Here is a 16,254-nt window from a genome sequence, read left to right on the forward strand (position 1 = left end):
CTGGGGTCTTGGCCTCAGGTTTCTATTTGCAATCAGAAAGGGATGTTATGTCCATTATTCAAAAACTTTGGTGGTTTTTCAAGTTAGAAAAACGCCGTTATTTAGTCGGGATTGTGGCTCTGGTCTTGGTTTCCGTCCTCAACCTCATTCCCCCAATGGTTATGGGGAGGGTCATTGATGCCATCACATCGGGGCAATTAACCCAGCAGGACCTCCTTCTTGCCCTATTTTACTTGCTTCTTGCAGCCTTTGGGATGTACTATCTGCGCTATGTTTGGCGTATGTATATCCTCGGTACTTCCTACCGTTTGGGACAGATTATGCGCTCTCGCTTATTTGAGCATTTCACAAAAATGTCTCCAGCCTTTTATCAAACCTATAGGACGGGGGACCTGATGGCACACGCAACCAACGATATCAATGCCTTAACGCGTCTGGCAGGGGGAGGGGTTATGTCAGCGGTTGATGCCTCAATCACAGCTTTAGTGACCTTGTTGACCATGCTCTTTAGCATTTCATGGCAGATGACCTTGGTTGCCATTCTGCCCCTGCCTTTCATGGCTTATGCGACCAGTCGTCTAGGGAGAAAGACCCACAAGGCCTTTGGCGAATCCCAAGCTGCCTTTTCCGAACTTAATAACAAGGTACAGGAGTCTGTATCAGGTATTAAAGTGACCAAGTCTTTCGGTTACCAGGCGGACGAGTTGAAGTCCTTTCAGGCAGTCAATGAATTGACCTTCCAAAAGAACCTGCAAACCATGAAATACGATAGTCTCTTTGACCCCATGGTTCTCTTGTTTGTTGGTTCATCCTATGTGTTAACCCTCTTGGTCGGCTCCTTGATGGTTCAGAAAGGGCAAATCACGGTTGGGAATCTGGTCACCTTTATCAGCTACTTGGATATGCTAGTTTGGCCTCTTATGGCCATTGGTTTCCTCTTTAATATCACTCAGCGAGGCAAGGTTTCTTACCAACGGATTGAGGAACTTTTATCTCAGGAATCACCTGTAAAAGACCCTGAGTTTCCTCTGGACGGTATTGAAAATGGACGTTTGGAGTACGCTATTGACAGCTTTGCCTTTGAAAATGAGGAGACACTGACGGATATTCACTTTAGTTTAGAAAAAGGGCAAACCTTGGGCTTGGTCGGACAGACAGGCTCTGGGAAAACATCCTTGATCAAGCTCCTCTTGCGTGAATACGATGTGGATAAGGGAGCCATTTACCTAAACGGTCACGATATTCGGGATTATCGTCTGACAGACCTTCGTGGTCTCATGGGCTATGTCCCTCAGGATCAGTTTCTCTTTGCGACCTCTATCTTAGACAATATCCGCTTCGGCAATCCGAACTTGCCCCTTTCAGCAGTTGAGGAAGCGACTAAGCTAGCTCAAGTTTACCAAGATATTGTAGACATGCCTCAGGGCTTTGATACAGTTATCGGTGAAAAAGGAGTCAGTCTTTCAGGTGGTCAAAAGCAACGTCTGGCTATGAGTCGGGCTATGATTTTAGACCCTGATATCTTGATTCTAGATGATTCCTTGTCCGCCGTGGATGCCAAGACGGAGTATGCCATCATCGACAATCTCAAGGAGACGCGGAGGGATAAGACAACCATTATCACAGCCCATCGCCTCAGTGCAGTTGTCCATGCAGATCTGATTTTGGTTCTGCAAAATGGCCAAATCATAGAACGGGGCACGCACGAAGACCTGCTAGTCCTAGATGGCTGGTATGCCCAAACCTACCAGTCTCAGCAGTTGGAAATGAAAGGAGAAGAAGATGCAGAATAAGAAAGAACAATGGGCTGTATTGAAGCGCTTGATGTCCTATCTCAAGCCCTACGGCCTCCTGACCTTTTTGGCACTCAGTTTTCTCCTAGCGACGACGATCATTAAAAGTGTCATTCCCCTTGTGGCTTCCCACTTTATCGACCAGTATCTCAGCAATCTTAACCAACTTGCTGTGACCGTTTTGCTGGCCTACTATGGCCTTTATATCCTACAAACTCTAGTTCAGTATGTCGGTAATCTTCTCTTTGCTCGCGTGTCTTACAGTATTGTTAGGGATATTCGTAGAGATGCCTTTGCCAATATGGAAAAATTGGGTATGTCTTATTTTGACAAGACACCAGCAGGATCTATCGTCTCTCGTTTGACCAATGATACCGAGACCATCAGTGATATGTTTTCGGGGATTCTATCCAGCTTTATCTCAGCAGTTTTTATCTTTCTGACAACCCTTTATACCATGTTGGTGTTGGATTTTCGTTTGACAGCATTAGTCTTGCTCTTTCTCCCCTTGATCTTCCTTTTGGTCAATCTCTATCGGAAAAAATCAGTGAAAATCATTGAGAAAACCAGAAGTCTCTTGTCAGATATCAATAGTAAGCTGGCAGAGAATATCGAGGGCATCAGGATTATTCAGGCCTTTAATCAAGAGAAGCGCCTGCAAGCAGAATTTGATGAGATTAACCAAGAACACTTGGTCTATGCCAACCGTTCTGTAGCCTTGGATGCTCTCTTTTTGCGTCCTGCCATGAGTTTGTTGAAACTCCTAGGCTATGCAGTTTTAATGGCCTATTTTGGCTATCGTGGACTTTATCTGGGAATAACGGCAGGAACCATGTATGCCTTTATCCAGTACATCAATCGTCTCTTTGATCCCCTGATTGAGGTGACTCAAAACTTTTCAACCCTTCAAACTTCCATGGTTTCTGCAGGTCGTGTCTTTTCCCTGATAGACGAGAGGACCTATGAACCTCTTCAAGAAAATGGCCAGGCTAAAGTCAAAGAAGGCAATATCCGTTTTGAACATGTGTGTTTCTCATATGACGGGAAACATCAGATTCTGGATGATATTTCCTTTTCGGTTAACAAGGGTGAAACCATTGCATTTGTAGGCCATACAGGTTCAGGGAAATCTTCGATTATTAATGTCCTCATGCGCTTTTATGAATTTCAATCAGGGCGAGTTCTCTTGGACGATGTGGATATTAGGGACTACAGTCAGGAAGAGCTGAGAAAAAACATCGGTCTGGTCTTGCAGGAACCCTTCCTCTATCATGGAACCATTAAGTCCAATATCGCCATGTACCAAGACATTAGTGATGAGCAGGTCCAGGCTGCAGCAGCCTTCGTGGATGCAGATTCCTTTATTCAAGACCTTCCTCAGGGTTACGACTCACCTGTGTCCGAGCGTGGTTCGAGCTTTTCAACTGGACAGCGCCAGCTTCTTGCCTTTGCTAGAACAGTTGCCAGTCAGCCCAAAATCTTGATTTTGGATGAAGCGACAGCAAATATTGACTCTGAAACAGAAAGTCTGGTTCAAGCTTCACTGGCTAAGATGAGACAGGGACGAACAACCATTGCTATCGCTCACCGCCTTTCTACCATCCAAGACGCCAACTGTATCTATGTTTTGGACAAGGGGCGCATCATCGAGAGCGGAAGCCATGAGGAACTTTTGGCCTTGGGAGGAACCTATCACAAGATGTATAGTTTGCAGGTAGGGGCCATGGCCTAATACTCTTTGAAAATCTCTTCAAACCATGTCAGCTTTATCTGCAACTTCAAAGCTGTACTTTGAGCCACCTGCGGCTAGCTTCCTAGTTTACTCTTTGATTTTCATTGAGTGTAAGAAGGAAATCCTTCAAATTACAGATTTCTTTCACCGCCTTTTCCATTTTGTGGTATAATGAAAAATGTTGACAAATAGTATAATAAAAACAAAGGAGAAACAGCATGCTGAAATGGGAAGACTTGCCCGTGGAAATGAAATCAAGCGAGGTTGAGTCTTACTACCAGCTTGTCTCTAAAAGGAAGGGTTCGCTGATTTTCAAGCGTTGTTTGGACTGGGTTTTGGCCTTGGTTGTACTGGTTCTGACCTCTCCCATCTTTCTCATTTTGAGCATTTGGATCAAGTTGGATAGCAAGGGGCCAGTGATTTACAAGCAAGAGCGCGTGACCCAGTACAATCGACCTTTCAAGATTTGGAAGTTCCGTACCATGGTGACGGATGCGGATAAAAAAGGAAGTCTGGTGACTTCTGCTAACGATAGCCGCATCACTAAGGTTGGCAATTTCATCCGCCGTGTCCGTTTGGACGAACTGCCTCAGTTGGTCAATGTCCTTAAAGGTGAGATGTCCTTTGTCGGTACACGACCTGAAGTGCCACGCTACACAGAGCAGTATAGCCCTGAAATGATGGCAACCTTGCTTTTACCAGCAGGGATTACCTCTCCAGCCAGCATCAACTACAAGGATGAGGACACCATCATCAGTCAAATGACGGAGAAAGGTTTGTCAGTTGACCAGGCCTATGTCGAACACGTCCTTCCTGAAAAGATGCGCTATAACCTCGCCTATCTCCGAGAGTTTAGTTTCCTTGGAGACATCAAAATCATGTTTCAAACCGTGTTTGAAGTGCTAAAATAAAGTAGTCATAAGAAAATGAGTACAGATAAAAGGAGCAAATCAATGCCAAATTACAATATTCCATTTTCACCACCCGATATTACGGAAGCAGAAATTGCTGAAGTAGCGGATACCCTGCGTTCTGGTTGGATCACAACAGGTCCTAAGACAAAAGAACTAGAGCGTCGCTTGTCTCAATATACACAGACACCTAAGACCGTCTGCCTCAACTCTGCGACTGCCGCTCTTGAGTTGATTTTACGCGTTTTGGAAGTGGGACCTGGTGATGAAGTCATCGTTCCAGCCATGACCTATACAGCTTCATGTAGTGTCATCACTCACGTGGGAGCAACTCCTGTCATGGTGGATATCCAAGCAGATACGTTTGAGATGGACTATGACCTGCTTGAGCAAGCTATCACTGAAAAGACCAAGGTGATCATCCCAGTAGAGCTTGCAGGGATTGTTTGCGACTACGACCGTTTGTTCCAAGTTGTGGAGAAGAAACGTGATCTCTTTACCGCTTCAAGCAAGTGGCAAAAAGCCTTTAACCGTATCGTGATTGTTTCTGATAGTGCCCATGCTTTGGGATCTACTTATAAAGGGCAACCAGCTGGTTCTATCGCTGACTTTACTTCCTTCTCATTCCACGCCGTTAAGAACTTTACAACTGCAGAAGGTGGAAGTGCCACTTGGAAAGCCAATCCAGCGATTGACGACGAAGAAATGTACAAGGAGTTCCAAATTCTTTCCCTTCACGGACAAACTAAGGATGCTCTTGCTAAGATGCAACTGGGTTCATGGGAATACGATATCGTCACACCAGCCTACAAGTGTAATATGACCGATATTATGGCTTCCCTTGGTTTGGTACAATTGGACCGCTACCCAAGTTTGCTAGAACGTCGTAAGGAGATCGTGAACCGCTATGATCGTGGTTTTGCAGGTTCTCGTATCCATCCATTGGCACACAAGACTGAAACTGTCGAATCTTCACGCCACCTCTACATCACCCATGTAGAAGGAGCGAGTTTAGAAGAACGCAATCTTATTATCCAAGAATTAGCTAAAGCAGGAATTGCAAGCAATGTCCACTACAAACCGCTTCCGCTTTTGACAGCCTATAAGAATCTTGGTTTTGATATGGCGAACTATCCTAAGGCTTATGCCTTCTTTGAAAATGAAATTACGCTTCCTCTTCACACTAAACTAAGCGATGAAGAAGTGGATTATATCATTGAGACTTTCAAAACAGTTTCTGAAAAAGTACTAGCTTCATCAAAAAAATTGTAAAAAAGTCTTGACAAAGAAAAAACAAAGTATTAAAATAAATTCAACAAATCAGAAAAGTAACTATTTTTGATCTTCAGGGAGCCTGTGGTGATTGTGAACAGGTGGTTGGAAGTAGTGAAAGTGGGCTGATTTTGAAAATGAATTTGAAACAATGAAAATTCGGTGCGCACACCTTATAGTGCAACTTGTTGTTAGACAAGGCAGAGATGTAAAGGGAATAGTCCCTTTATAATTGAGGTGGCACCGCGTTACAAACGCCCTCACACGGAAGTATATTCTGTGTGTGGGCTTTTTTCATATCTTGAAATCAATACTGAAAGAGGAAAATTTTATGACAACTAAGGGATATTTTGGACAATTTGGTGGTAGTTTTGTACCGGAGCCGATTCAGGCTTTGTTGGATGAGTTGGAAGTGACATTTGACAAGTACAAGGATGATCCAGAATTTTTGGCAGAATTTCGTCATTACTTGAAGGACTATTCCGGTCGCGAAACACCGCTCTATTTTGCAGAAAGTTTGACAGATCACTTAGGTGGCGCTAAGATTTATCTCAAGCGCGAAGACCTTAACCACCTTGGTTCTCACAAGCTCAACAACGTTTTAGGACAAATTCTTTTGGCTAAACGCATGGGCAAAAAACGAGTGATTGCGGAAACAGGAGCTGGTCAGCATGGTGTTGCGACAGCAGCGGCTGCAGCCAAGTTTGGTATGGCCTGTGATGTCTACATGGGGGCAGAGGATGTGGAGCGTCAACGTCTCAATGTTTTCCGCATGGAGATGATGGGAGCAACTGTTCACGCAGTTGAAACTGGTACTCGTACCCTCAAAGATGCGGTTGATGCAGCCTTTGGAGCATGGATGAATGACCTTGAAGCCTTCTACGTTCTGGGATCTGCTGTTGGACCTCACCCTTATCCTACAATTGTCCACGAGTTCCAAAAGGTCATCAGTGAAGAATCTCGCCGTCAAATCTTAGAAAAAGAAGGTCGTTTACCAGACTATGTCATTGCCTGTGTAGGTGGTGGTTCCAATGCCATCGGTGCTTTTTCTCAGTATGTGGTTGATGAAGAAGTTAAATTGGTTGGGGTTGAAGCTGCTGGTCACGGACTTGACACAGACAAGCACGCAGCTACTATGACAAAAGGTAGTATCGGAATTGTTGATGGCATGAAGACTTATGCAGTCTTTAAGGAAGACGGAGAGCTGGCTCCAGTTTACTCTATCTCAGCTGGATTGGACTATCCAGGGGTTGGCCCAGAACACGCCTACTTCAAAGATTCAGGCCGTGTGGAATACGTGGCTGCGACGGATGAAGAAGCTGTTCAAGCCTTGCTCCTCCTCAGCAAGACTGAAGGAATTATCCCAGCGATTGAAAGTTCGCATGCTATCGCAGAAGCAGTTAAACGTGCACCGAAACTAAGTAAAGACGACATTATCATCATCAATGTCTCTGGTCGTGGAGACAAGGACGTAGCTGCAATTGCAGACTACCTAGAAGCTAAAAAATAAAAGATGGAAAAATTACAGTCTTTTCTCTCACAGAGAGCTTGTGGTTGCTGGAAACAAGCAGAGAAAGCTGTAAGGTTGGGTCCATCTGAAACAAGAGAAGAAAACATAATTCTCAAGGGAGTGCCCTTTATCGCACAGCCTGTTACAGGAGGTTTCTGAGACAGGAATGAGAGATAGGAGAAATCCTATAATTGAGGTGGCACCGCGAATTTCGTCCTCACGCAAGTTATTTTGCGTGGGGATTTTTCATACAGTCACCACGGACTAGAAGTAGAACTGAAAGGGAAATTACAATGGAACGAATCATTCATGGAGATGTCTTATCACCAATCTTGGCTTATATGCGCCTAAAGGGGCAACACAAGGTGATCTTAGAGAGTATTCCGAGAGACAAGGAAACCGCTCGTTTTTCTATCTTAGCCTATAATCCAGTTTTTGAGATTAAGTTTGAAAATGGAGTTCTTTATCAAAATGGTCAAGTGATTGATCGGGATCCCTTGGATTTTCTTTATGAAGTGACTCATAAGAGCCAGCACCATTCAGACCTCCCTTTTGGTGGTGGGGCAATTGGTTTTGTTGGTTACGATATGATTTCACTTTATGAAGAAATTGGTCAAATCCCTCAAGATACAATTGGGACTCCAGACATGCATTTCTTTGTCTATGAGAGTTACATGGTCTTTGACCACAAGAAGGAAAAAATTCATGTCATCGAGGATGCTCTCTATAGTGAGCGTAGTCAAGAAGACTTGGAAAAAGCCTTGAACCAAGTGCTTGAGGAATTACGCATTCCTGCTCCAAATGAATTTGAAGACTTGGATTTATCACCACTTGACTTCAAACCCCATATCGCTCCTCAAAAGTTTGAGGAAATGGTGGAAACGGCTCGTGACTTGATTCGTAATGGCGATATGTTCCAATGTGTACTCAGTCAACGTTTCTCAGCAGAAGTTACCGGAAATCCATTTGACTTCTACAGAAATCTTCGCGTGACCAATCCATCTAATTATCTCTATTTCTATGATTTTGGGGATTATCAAATCATCGGAGCTAGTCCAGAAAGTTTGGTTTCTGTCAAAAATGGCATCGTGACAACCAATCCGATTGCAGGGACACGACCAAGAGGCGCTACGGATGAAGAAGACAAGGATTTGGCGACAGACCTGCTTTTGGATGAGAAGGAAACAGCAGAGCATCGAATGTTAGTAGACCTGGGTCGTAATGATATTGGTCGCATCTCTGAAACGGCCAGTGTCCAAGTCACCAAGTATATGGAAGTGGAGCTCTTCCGCTATGTCATGCATTTGACCAGCGTGGTTAAGGGGCGTTTGCTTTCAGAACTCACTGCCATGGATGCCTTGAAAGCAACACTTCCTGCTGGAACAGTTTCAGGAGCACCAAAGATTCGAGCGATGAGACGCATCTATGAACTGGAAACGGAAAAACGGGGCGTATACGCAGGAGCAATCGGCTACTTGTCTGCGACGGGTGATATGGATTTCGCCATTGCCATCCGAACGATGATTCTCAAAAATCAAACAGCTTATGTGCAGGCTGGGGCAGGGATTGTCTACGACTCCATCGCCCAAAACGAATACCAAGAAACCATTAACAAAGCTAAATCTATGACTAGAATTGGAGAACTAAGACCATGATTTTATTGATTGACAACTATGATTCTTTTACCTATAACTTGGCCCAATACATTGGGAATTTTGCAGAAGTACAGGTCTTGAGAAATGATGATCCCAAGCTGTATGAAGAAGCTGAAAAAGCAGATGGTCTGGTCTTTTCTCCTGGTCCCGGTTGGCCAGTTGATGCTGGAAAGATGGAAGACATGATTCGTGATTTTGCTGGTAAGAAGCCGATTTTAGGGATTTGTTTGGGCCATCAAGCCATTGCAGAAGCCTTTGGTGGTAAGCTAGGTTTGGCTCCAAAAGTCATGCATGGGAAACAGAGCAATATCAGCTTTGAAGCGCCATCTGTTTTGTATCAAGGCATTGAGGATGACCGTGCAGTCATGCGTTACCACAGTATTTTGATTGAAGAAATGCCAGAAGACTTTGAAGTGACAGCTCGTTCTACTGATGACCAAGCTATCATGGGGATTCAACACAAAACCCTACCAATTTATGGCTTCCAGTACCATCCAGAGAGCATTGGAACGCCAGATGGCTTGTCTTCTATTCGGAATTTTATAGATAAGGTTGTAAAGTGAGGAAACTAGGATGAAAGAGATTATTGAAAAACTAGCAAAATTTGAAAATTTATCAGGTGTGGAAATGACGGATGTCATTGAGCGTATCGTAACTGGGCGTGTAACGGAGGCGCAGATTGCTTCTCTCCTTTTGGCTCTTAAGATGAAGGGGGAAACACCTGAAGAACGCACAGCCATTGCCCAAGTCATGAGAGGACATGCCCAACATATTCCAACTGAGATTCATGATGCCATGGACAACTGTGGTACAGGTGGAGATAAGTCTTTCAGTTTTAATATTTCCACAACTGCAGCCTTTGTCTTGGCTGGTGGCGGTGTTCACATGGCCAAGCATGGTAACCGCTCGATTTCTTCTAAATCTGGTTCTGCAGATGTCCTAGAAGCCTTGGGCATCAACCTAGACCTCAAACCAGCTGAACTAGGTAAGGTCTTTGATAAAACCGGCATCGTCTTTCTCTTTGCCAAAAATATGCACCCAGCTATGAAATACATCATGCCAGCTCGTTTGGAATTGGGAATTCCAACGATTATGAACTTGACTGGTCCCCTGATTCATCCAATGACTTTGGAAACACAGCTTCTTGGAATTAGTCGTCCAGAACTTCTAGAAAGTACAGCTCAGGTTTTGAAAAATATGGGCCGCAAACGTGCTGTTGTAGTTGCTGGACCAGAAGGGCTAGATGAAGCCGGCTTGAACGGAACAACCAAGATTGCACTTCTTGAAAATGGCGAAATCAGCTTGTTAAGCTTTACTCCAGAGGATTTAGGGATGGAGCGCTACGCTATCGAAGATATCCGTGGTGGCAATGCTCAGGAAAATGCAGAAATTTTGCTCAGCGTTCTTAAAAACGAACCAAGTCCATTCTTGGAAACGACAGTTTTAAATGCTGGTCTTGGTTTCTATGCTAATGGTAAGGTAGCTAGCATCAAGGAAGGAGTTGCCTTGGCCCGCGAAGTCATTGCTAGTGGCAAGGCTCTTGAAAAACTCAGACTGTTACAGGAGTACCAAAAATGAGTCAGGAATTTTTAGCACGAATTTTGAAGCAGAAGGCGCGTGAGGTGGAGCAGATGGAGCTGGAGGAAATCCAGCCCCTGCGCCAGACCTATCGCTTGGCTGACTATCTAAAACAACACCAAGACCGTTTACAGGTAATCGCTGAAGTCAAGAAGGCTAGCCCTAGTCTGGGAGATATCAATCTCGATGTGGATATTGTGCAACAGGCCCAGACTTATGAAGAAAACGGAGCAGTGATGATTTCTGTTTTGACAGATGAAGTTTTCTTTAAAGGACATTTGGATTATCTGCGGGAGATTTCCAGTCAGGTAAACATTCCAACGCTTAACAAGGACTTTATCATCGATGAAAAGCAAATCATCCGCGCTCGCAATGCAGGTGCGACAGTCATCCTGCTTATTGTGGCCGCCTTGTCCGAAGAACGCCTCAAGGAACTTTATGACTATGCGACAGAGCTTGGTCTGGAAGTCTTGGTGGAAACTCACAATCTAGCTGAACTAGAAGTGGCTCATAGACTTGGTGCTGAGATTATTGGGGTCAATAACCGCAACTTGACCACCTTTGAAGTTGACTTGCAGACCAGTGTAGATTTGGCTAAATATTTCAAAGATGATTGCTTGTACATTTCTGAATCTGCTATTTTCACAGGGCAGGATGCGGAACGAGTAGCACCATACTTTAATGGAATTTTAGTTGGGACAGCTCTTATGCAGGCAGAAGATGTAGCCCAGAGAATCAAGGAGTTGCAGATTGACAAAGGTTAAAATTTGCGGATTATCTACCAAAGAAGCGGTGGAAACAGCTGTTTCAGCAGGAGCAGACTACATCGGTTTTGTCTTCGCACCTAGTAAAAGACAGGTGACCTTGGATCAGGCTACTGAGCTGGCAAAGCCCATTCCTGCTAATGTTAAGAAGGTTGGCGTATTTGTTTCACCAAGTCGGGCAGAATTGCTAGAAGCGATTGAAAAAGTTGGCTTGGACTTGGTTCAAGTTCACAGTCAGGTGGCAGATGATTTGTTTGAGAATTTGCCTTGTGCCAGTATTCAGGCTGTGCAGGTAGATGGAGAGGGTCATGTACCCAATTCTCAGGCAGATTATCTCCTCTTTGATGCCCCTGTGGCTGGGAGTGGCCAGACCTTTGATTGGGGTCAACTGAATACGATTGGACTAACTCAGCCTTTCTTTATCGCAGGTGGGCTTAATGAAGACAATGTCGTAAAAGCAATTCAACATTTTACTCCCTATGCAGTCGATGTATCGAGCGGAGTGGAGACAGATGGACAAAAAGATCAGGAAAAGATTAGAAGATTTATAGAGAGGGTAAAGAATGGCATATCAAGAACCAAATAAAGATGGATTTTACGGAAAATTCGGTGGACGTTTTGTCCCAGAAACATTGATGACAGCAGTTTTGGAGTTGGAAAAGGCTTATCGTGAAAGTCAGGCAGACCCAAGTTTCCAAGAGGAATTAAACCAACTTTTGCGCCAGTATGTGGGGCGTGAAACTCCTCTTTACTACGCAAAAAACTTGACCCAGCATATCGGCGGAGCCAAGATTTATCTTAAACGTGAAGACCTTAACCATACAGGGGCCCACAAGATTAACAATGCCTTGGGACAAGTTCTTCTGGCTAAACGCATGGGTAAAAAGAAAATTATCGCTGAAACAGGTGCTGGTCAGCACGGTGTGGCAACTGCAACTGCTGCAGCCCTCTTTAACATGGAATGTACTATCTACATGGGTGAGGAAGATGTCAAACGCCAAGCCCTCAATGTGTTCCGTATGGAGCTTTTGGGAGCTAAGGTTGAGGCAGTGACAGATGGTTCGCGCGTGCTCAAGGATGCGGTCAATGCAGCCCTTCGTTCATGGGTAGCTAATATCGACGATACCCACTATATCCTTGGTTCTGCCTTGGGGCCTCATCCATTCCCAGAAATCGTTCGTGACTTCCAAAGTGTTATTGGTCGAGAAGCTAAACAACAGTACCGTGACTTGACAGGTAAAAATCTACCAGATGCCTTAGTAGCCTGTGTTGGTGGTGGTTCTAATGCCATCGGTCTCTTCCATCCATTTGTAGAAGATGAGTCTGTAGCTATGTATGGGGCTGAAGCAGCAGGACTTGGTGTGGATACAGAGCATCACGCAGCTACCTTGACCAAGGGTCGTCCGGGTGTCCTTCACGGTTCCCTCATGGATGTGCTCCAAGATGCCCATGGTCAAATTCTTGAAGCCTTCTCGATCTCAGCAGGTTTGGACTATCCTGGTATCGGTCCAGAGCATTCTCACTACCACGATATCAAACGTGCCAGCTATGTTCCTGTGACAGACGAAGAGGCCTTGGAAGGATTCCAACTCTTGTCTCGTGTGGAAGGGATTATCCCAGCCTTGGAATCTAGCCATGCGATCGCCTTTGCAGTGAAATTGGCCAAAGAACTTGGACCAGAAAAGTCTATGATTGTCTGTCTATCAGGTCGTGGGGACAAGGATGTGGTTCAAGTCAAAGACCGCTTGGAAGCAGATGCAGTAAAGAAGGGAGAAACTTATGCCTAAGACACTAACAGAAAAATTAAACGCTATAAAAGCAGCTGGAAAAGGAATTTTCGTTCCCTATATCATGGCTGGAGACCATGAGAAAGGTTTGGATGGACTCGGAGAAACAATTCACTTTTTAGAAGATTTGGGTGTTTCGGCTATTGAAGTTGGTATTCCCTTTTCAGACCCTGTTGCAGATGGACCTGTTATAGAAGAAGCTGGCTTGCGTAGTTTAGCCCACGGGACTTCGACACAAGCTTTGGTTGAAACCTTGAAAACCATTGAAACAGAGGTTCCGCTGGTCATCATGACCTACTTTAACCCCCTCTTTCAGTACGGTGTGGAGAATTTTGTCAAAGATTTGGCAGATACAGCGGTTAAGGGCTTGATTATTCCAGACCTGCCTCATGAGCATGCCAACTTTGTAGAACCATTTTTGGCAGATACAGACATCGCCTTGATTCCTCTAGTTAGTTTGACGACAGGAATTGAGCGCCAGAAAGAGTTGATTGATGGGGCAGAAGGATTTGTCTATGCCGTTGCTATCAATGGGGTGACAGGGAAATCAGGAAACTACCGAGCAGATTTGGACAAGCACTTGGCACAATTGCATCAAGTGGCCGACATCCCCGTCTTGACAGGTTTTGGTGTATCTAGTCAAGCCGATGTTGAACGCTTCAATGCGGTATCAGATGGCGTTATCGTCGGTTCAAAAATTGTAAAAGCTCTCCACGAGGGAGAGCCGATTCAGGACTTTATCAAACAAGCAGTAGCTTACCAAAAATAATCACACAAGCAGCGAGTAAGAGGAAAGGCACAAAAGGAAGTCTTTCCTTTTTCTTTTGCAGGAGAAAGGCTAGAATTCCCATCGCAGAAGCAAACTGAATCAAGATCAGTAACTCCGTTACACTAAAGACGAGAGCGCAAGAAGCTAAAAAGAGGAAATCCCCTGCACCCATGCGGATATCGATAAAATGAGCCACAATTCCAAGGACAAGGAAGAGGACCATGACTAGATTCCAGCCAGAGAAAGCCATGAGGATTAGGTGAAAAGTCAGCCAGACTAGTAAGGGATATTCCTGATGACGGAAGTCGTAGATGCCCAGAGTCAAACCAGCAGTGATTAGGATGACTTGCCCCAAGGAAAGAAAACCCCAAGAGCAAACCAGAAAAAGGAGACCTAAACCTAGTTCAAAAAGGGCATACCAGACTGGATAAGGTGCCTTGCAGTAGCGACAGCGAAAGCGATTGAGCACCTGCGACAGAATCGGAATCAAATCTAAGGGACGCAAGCGAGTCTGACAGGAATCGCAGTGACTGGCTGGACTGATAATAGATTGCTCAGGGAAACGGTCAATGACCAAACCAAGAAAGGAAGCGAGAATGCTCCCGACAAGAAAAAAATAAAAATCAATCATACTTATCTATTCGTAAAAAATAGGAGAAGTAGTATAATGGAGAAACATAGATAAGATGGTGAGGCAAAGATGATAATTCGTTTTGAAGAAAAGGTGAGTACAGAAAACGCTCAGCTCGTATGCCAATGGTCCAACTTCCTTGGCAAATCCTTTCAAGAACAATGGATGGGAACAATGATTCCTTTTCCCTTGACAATTCAAGTTTTGCAAGATTTGGAAGGAATCTTTTCAATCTTTGAAGGACAAGAGTTTGTGGGGCTTATCCAGAAAATCAGGCAAGAAGACAGTAATCTTCATATCGGAAGATTTTTTATCAACCCCCAGAAACAGGGGCAAGGCTTAGGTAGGCAGGCTTTAAGGAAATTTGTTAGTTTGGTCTTTGAAAATAGAGATATAGACAGCATCTCTCTAAATGTCTTCGAGGCAAATCAAAGAGCTCAGAATCTTTACCAAAAAGAAGGATTTGAAATCGTTCAAATGGTTGAAGCACCTGAACGGAAATACATTATGAAAAAGGGGAGATAGGAAGAAACAAAGCCTTTTCCTGTGGTAGGTAGATTCCTATATATGAAAATTGAAGGGATTTTAGAAAGCCGATTGGAGTGATTTTATCCATGATGGGGAAATGATCTGGATAAAAATGATTGAGAAATAGTTGCTAAAAAAGCGTTTGCATGATACTATATATTGAAAGGAGGTGATAATATGGTAGAACAAAGAAAATCAATTACCATGAAAGATGTTGCTTTAGAAGCAGGAGTTAGCGTTGGAACTGTTTCACGTGTAATTAATAAAGAAAAAGGCATTAAAGAAGTAACCTTGAAAAAAGTGGAACAAGCAATTAAAACCTTGAATTACATTCCAGATTACTACGCTCGAGGAATGAAAAAAAATCGAACAGAAACGATTGCAATCATTGTACCAAGTATCTGGCATCCCTTTTTTTCAGAATTTGCTATGCATGTGGAAAATGAAGTCTATAAGAGGAATAATAAATTACTCTTATGTTCTATAAATGGTACAAATAGAGAGCAAGACTACCTGGAGATGTTGCGTCATAATAAAGTTGATGGAGTGGTTGCTATTACCTATAGTCCAATTGAACATTACCTGTCGTCAGGAATTCCCTTTGTCAGTATTGACCGTACATACTCAGATATTGCCATTCCTTGTGTTTCATCAGATAATGATGCAGGTGGAAGAGAAGCAGCTAAACAATTAATTAGTAAAGGATGTCAGCATTTAGCCTTTGTGGGCGGACATAATACAACCATTAATGAAACCAAACGTCGTAGAATTTCCTTTGAAAAGTATGTCCAAGAGCATAAAATACCTCTTAGTATTTTTGATTTGGATGAGACAGTTACTGACTATCATGGAAAGCTAGAGAGTTTCTTGGAAGAAAATCCTTCTATAGATGGAATTTTTACAATCAACGATTTTACAGCTTTGGATGTGACTGAAATTCTAGAAAAGAATGGCAAACGTATTCCTCATGATGTCCAAATTATTGGATACGATGGAATTAAAATGGCTGGAGATAGAGATTATCTACTTTCAACAATTGAGCAACCCCTGGAGGAAATGGCTAGAGAAGCTGTACGAATCCTATTTGATATCATCGAAGGAAAGGCTGTTAATTTGCAGACAATCCTACCAGTGAAATTTGTTGAAGGAAAAACAACAAAAAATGAAAATAAGTCTTGACAGAAAGCGCTATCAATGATAGAATAAATTCAGATGAAAAAGATTTATTTTTTAGAACAAAAATGAAACGTTTCAAAAATAAAATAAATAGACAGCGCCAAGCGTTATCTTTTTAAAACAAAAAATGAAACGTTTCAAAAAGGAG

At 43.6% G+C, this 16,254-nt stretch carries 15 protein-coding genes and 2 other annotated features; of the genes, 14 read left to right on the forward strand and 1 reads right to left on the reverse strand.

The features are described 5' to 3' along the window. Positions 1-47: 47 nt before the first annotated feature. From L0P31_RS00130 to trpA, 12 genes are all read left to right on the forward strand, one after another. Entirely contained in the window at positions 48-1,793 is a 1,746-nt protein-coding gene (locus L0P31_RS00130; protein WP_238095249.1) for an ABC transporter ATP-binding protein, read from the forward strand. Beyond that, positions 1,783-3,525, forward strand: coding sequence for an ABC transporter ATP-binding protein (locus tag L0P31_RS00135; RefSeq protein ID WP_238095252.1), 1,743 nt, complete (start codon positions 1,783-1,785; stop codon positions 3,523-3,525). The genes L0P31_RS00130 and L0P31_RS00135 overlap by 11 nt, the downstream gene beginning before the upstream one ends. Before the next feature lie 218 nt (positions 3,526-3,743). Next, a complete protein-coding gene (locus L0P31_RS00140; RefSeq protein ID WP_000922210.1) occupies positions 3,744-4,436 on the forward strand; it encodes a sugar transferase in 693 nt (230 codons plus the stop codon). Positions 4,437-4,478: 42 nt separating this feature from the next. After that, positions 4,479-5,708, forward strand: coding sequence for a DegT/DnrJ/EryC1/StrS family aminotransferase (locus L0P31_RS00145; RefSeq protein WP_020903539.1), 1,230 nt, complete (start codon positions 4,479-4,481; stop codon positions 5,706-5,708). Positions 5,709-5,742: 34 nt separating this feature from the next. Beyond that, positions 5,743-5,973: a binding site (T-box leader), on the forward strand. Positions 5,974-6,039: 66 nt separating this feature from the next. Beyond that, complete coding sequence (trpB, locus tag L0P31_RS00150) at positions 6,040-7,218, forward strand: tryptophan synthase subunit beta (protein WP_238095254.1); 1,179 nt, start codon at positions 6,040-6,042, stop codon at positions 7,216-7,218. Continuing rightward, positions 7,215-7,440: a binding site (T-box leader), on the forward strand. (Overlaps the previous gene by 4 nt.) Before the next feature lie 71 nt (positions 7,441-7,511). Continuing rightward, the gene (gene trpE, locus L0P31_RS00155; RefSeq protein WP_238095256.1) at positions 7,512-8,873 is read left to right on the forward strand and encodes an anthranilate synthase component I; all 1,362 of its coding nucleotides are present in this window, start codon (positions 7,512-7,514) and stop codon (positions 8,871-8,873) included. Continuing rightward, a complete protein-coding gene (locus tag L0P31_RS00160; protein ID WP_238095258.1) occupies positions 8,870-9,436 on the forward strand; it encodes an aminodeoxychorismate/anthranilate synthase component II in 567 nt (188 codons plus the stop codon). Before trpE ends, L0P31_RS00160 begins: the two co-directional genes overlap by 4 nt. A 10-nt stretch (positions 9,437-9,446) precedes the next feature. After that, entirely contained in the window at positions 9,447-10,451 is a 1,005-nt protein-coding gene (gene trpD / locus L0P31_RS00165) for an anthranilate phosphoribosyltransferase (RefSeq protein ID WP_084926228.1), read from the forward strand. Further along, positions 10,448-11,215 (forward strand): indole-3-glycerol phosphate synthase TrpC, encoded by a 768-nt coding sequence (gene trpC / locus L0P31_RS00170; RefSeq protein WP_124787238.1) that lies wholly within the window; start codon positions 10,448-10,450, stop codon positions 11,213-11,215. The genes trpD and trpC overlap by 4 nt, the downstream gene beginning before the upstream one ends. Next, complete coding sequence (locus L0P31_RS00175; protein ID WP_020901643.1) at positions 11,202-11,801, forward strand: phosphoribosylanthranilate isomerase; 600 nt, start codon at positions 11,202-11,204, stop codon at positions 11,799-11,801. Before trpC ends, L0P31_RS00175 begins: the two co-directional genes overlap by 14 nt. After that, the gene (gene trpB / locus L0P31_RS00180; RefSeq protein WP_004256047.1) at positions 11,779-13,002 is read left to right on the forward strand and encodes a tryptophan synthase subunit beta; all 1,224 of its coding nucleotides are present in this window, start codon (positions 11,779-11,781) and stop codon (positions 13,000-13,002) included. Before L0P31_RS00175 ends, trpB (L0P31_RS00180) begins: the two co-directional genes overlap by 23 nt. Next, a complete protein-coding gene (gene trpA, locus L0P31_RS00185) occupies positions 12,995-13,771 on the forward strand; it encodes a tryptophan synthase subunit alpha (protein WP_238095261.1) in 777 nt (258 codons plus the stop codon). Before trpB (L0P31_RS00180) ends, trpA begins: the two co-directional genes overlap by 8 nt. On the opposite strand, the gene L0P31_RS00190 is transcribed toward trpA, so the two are convergent. After that, complete coding sequence (locus L0P31_RS00190; protein WP_238095263.1) at positions 13,743-14,402, reverse strand: prepilin peptidase; 660 nt, start codon at positions 14,400-14,402, stop codon at positions 13,743-13,745. The two genes, trpA and L0P31_RS00190, sit on opposite strands and share 29 nt — an antisense overlap. A 69-nt stretch (positions 14,403-14,471) precedes the next feature. Here L0P31_RS00190 and L0P31_RS00195 point away from each other — a divergent pair, with 69 nt between their 5' ends. Then, positions 14,472-14,927 (forward strand): GNAT family N-acetyltransferase, encoded by a 456-nt coding sequence (locus L0P31_RS00195; RefSeq protein ID WP_238095265.1) that lies wholly within the window; start codon positions 14,472-14,474, stop codon positions 14,925-14,927. A 180-nt stretch (positions 14,928-15,107) separates the two neighbouring features. Beyond that, complete coding sequence (locus tag L0P31_RS00200) at positions 15,108-16,109, forward strand: LacI family DNA-binding transcriptional regulator (RefSeq protein ID WP_238095267.1); 1,002 nt, start codon at positions 15,108-15,110, stop codon at positions 16,107-16,109. The last annotated feature ends 145 nt before the right edge of the window (positions 16,110-16,254 follow it).

The sequence above is a fragment of the Streptococcus mitis genome (assembly GCF_022137125.1).
Classification (GTDB): domain Bacteria; phylum Bacillota; class Bacilli; order Lactobacillales; family Streptococcaceae; genus Streptococcus; species Streptococcus mitis_CE.

What these genes read in the sequence shown, in the direction of transcription:
- L0P31_RS00195 (WP_238095265.1), top strand. Translation starts at nt 14,472, where the DNA reads ATGATAATTCGTTTTGAAGAAAAGGTGAGTACAGAAAACGCTCAGCTC.
- L0P31_RS00140 (WP_000922210.1), top strand. Translation starts at nt 3,744, where the DNA reads ATGCTGAAATGGGAAGACTTGCCCGTGGAAATGAAATCAAGCGAGGTT.
- L0P31_RS00135 (WP_238095252.1), top strand. Translation starts at nt 1,783, where the DNA reads ATGCAGAATAAGAAAGAACAATGGGCTGTATTGAAGCGCTTGATGTCC.
- trpB (WP_004256047.1), top strand. Translation starts at nt 11,779, where the DNA reads ATGGCATATCAAGAACCAAATAAAGATGGATTTTACGGAAAATTCGGT.
- trpB (WP_238095254.1), top strand. Translation starts at nt 6,040, where the DNA reads ATGACAACTAAGGGATATTTTGGACAATTTGGTGGTAGTTTTGTACCG.
- L0P31_RS00145 (WP_020903539.1), top strand. Translation starts at nt 4,479, where the DNA reads ATGCCAAATTACAATATTCCATTTTCACCACCCGATATTACGGAAGCA.
- L0P31_RS00190 (WP_238095263.1), bottom strand. Translation starts at nt 14,402, where the DNA reads ATGATTGATTTTTATTTTTTTCTTGTCGGGAGCATTCTCGCTTCCTTT.
- trpE (WP_238095256.1), top strand. Translation starts at nt 7,512, where the DNA reads ATGGAACGAATCATTCATGGAGATGTCTTATCACCAATCTTGGCTTAT.
- trpC (WP_124787238.1), top strand. Translation starts at nt 10,448, where the DNA reads ATGAGTCAGGAATTTTTAGCACGAATTTTGAAGCAGAAGGCGCGTGAG.
- trpA (WP_238095261.1), top strand. Translation starts at nt 12,995, where the DNA reads ATGCCTAAGACACTAACAGAAAAATTAAACGCTATAAAAGCAGCTGGA.
- trpD (WP_084926228.1), top strand. Translation starts at nt 9,447, where the DNA reads ATGAAAGAGATTATTGAAAAACTAGCAAAATTTGAAAATTTATCAGGT.
- L0P31_RS00130 (WP_238095249.1), top strand. Translation starts at nt 48, where the DNA reads ATGTCCATTATTCAAAAACTTTGGTGGTTTTTCAAGTTAGAAAAACGC.
- L0P31_RS00160 (WP_238095258.1), top strand. Translation starts at nt 8,870, where the DNA reads ATGATTTTATTGATTGACAACTATGATTCTTTTACCTATAACTTGGCC.
- L0P31_RS00200 (WP_238095267.1), top strand. Translation starts at nt 15,108, where the DNA reads ATGGTAGAACAAAGAAAATCAATTACCATGAAAGATGTTGCTTTAGAA.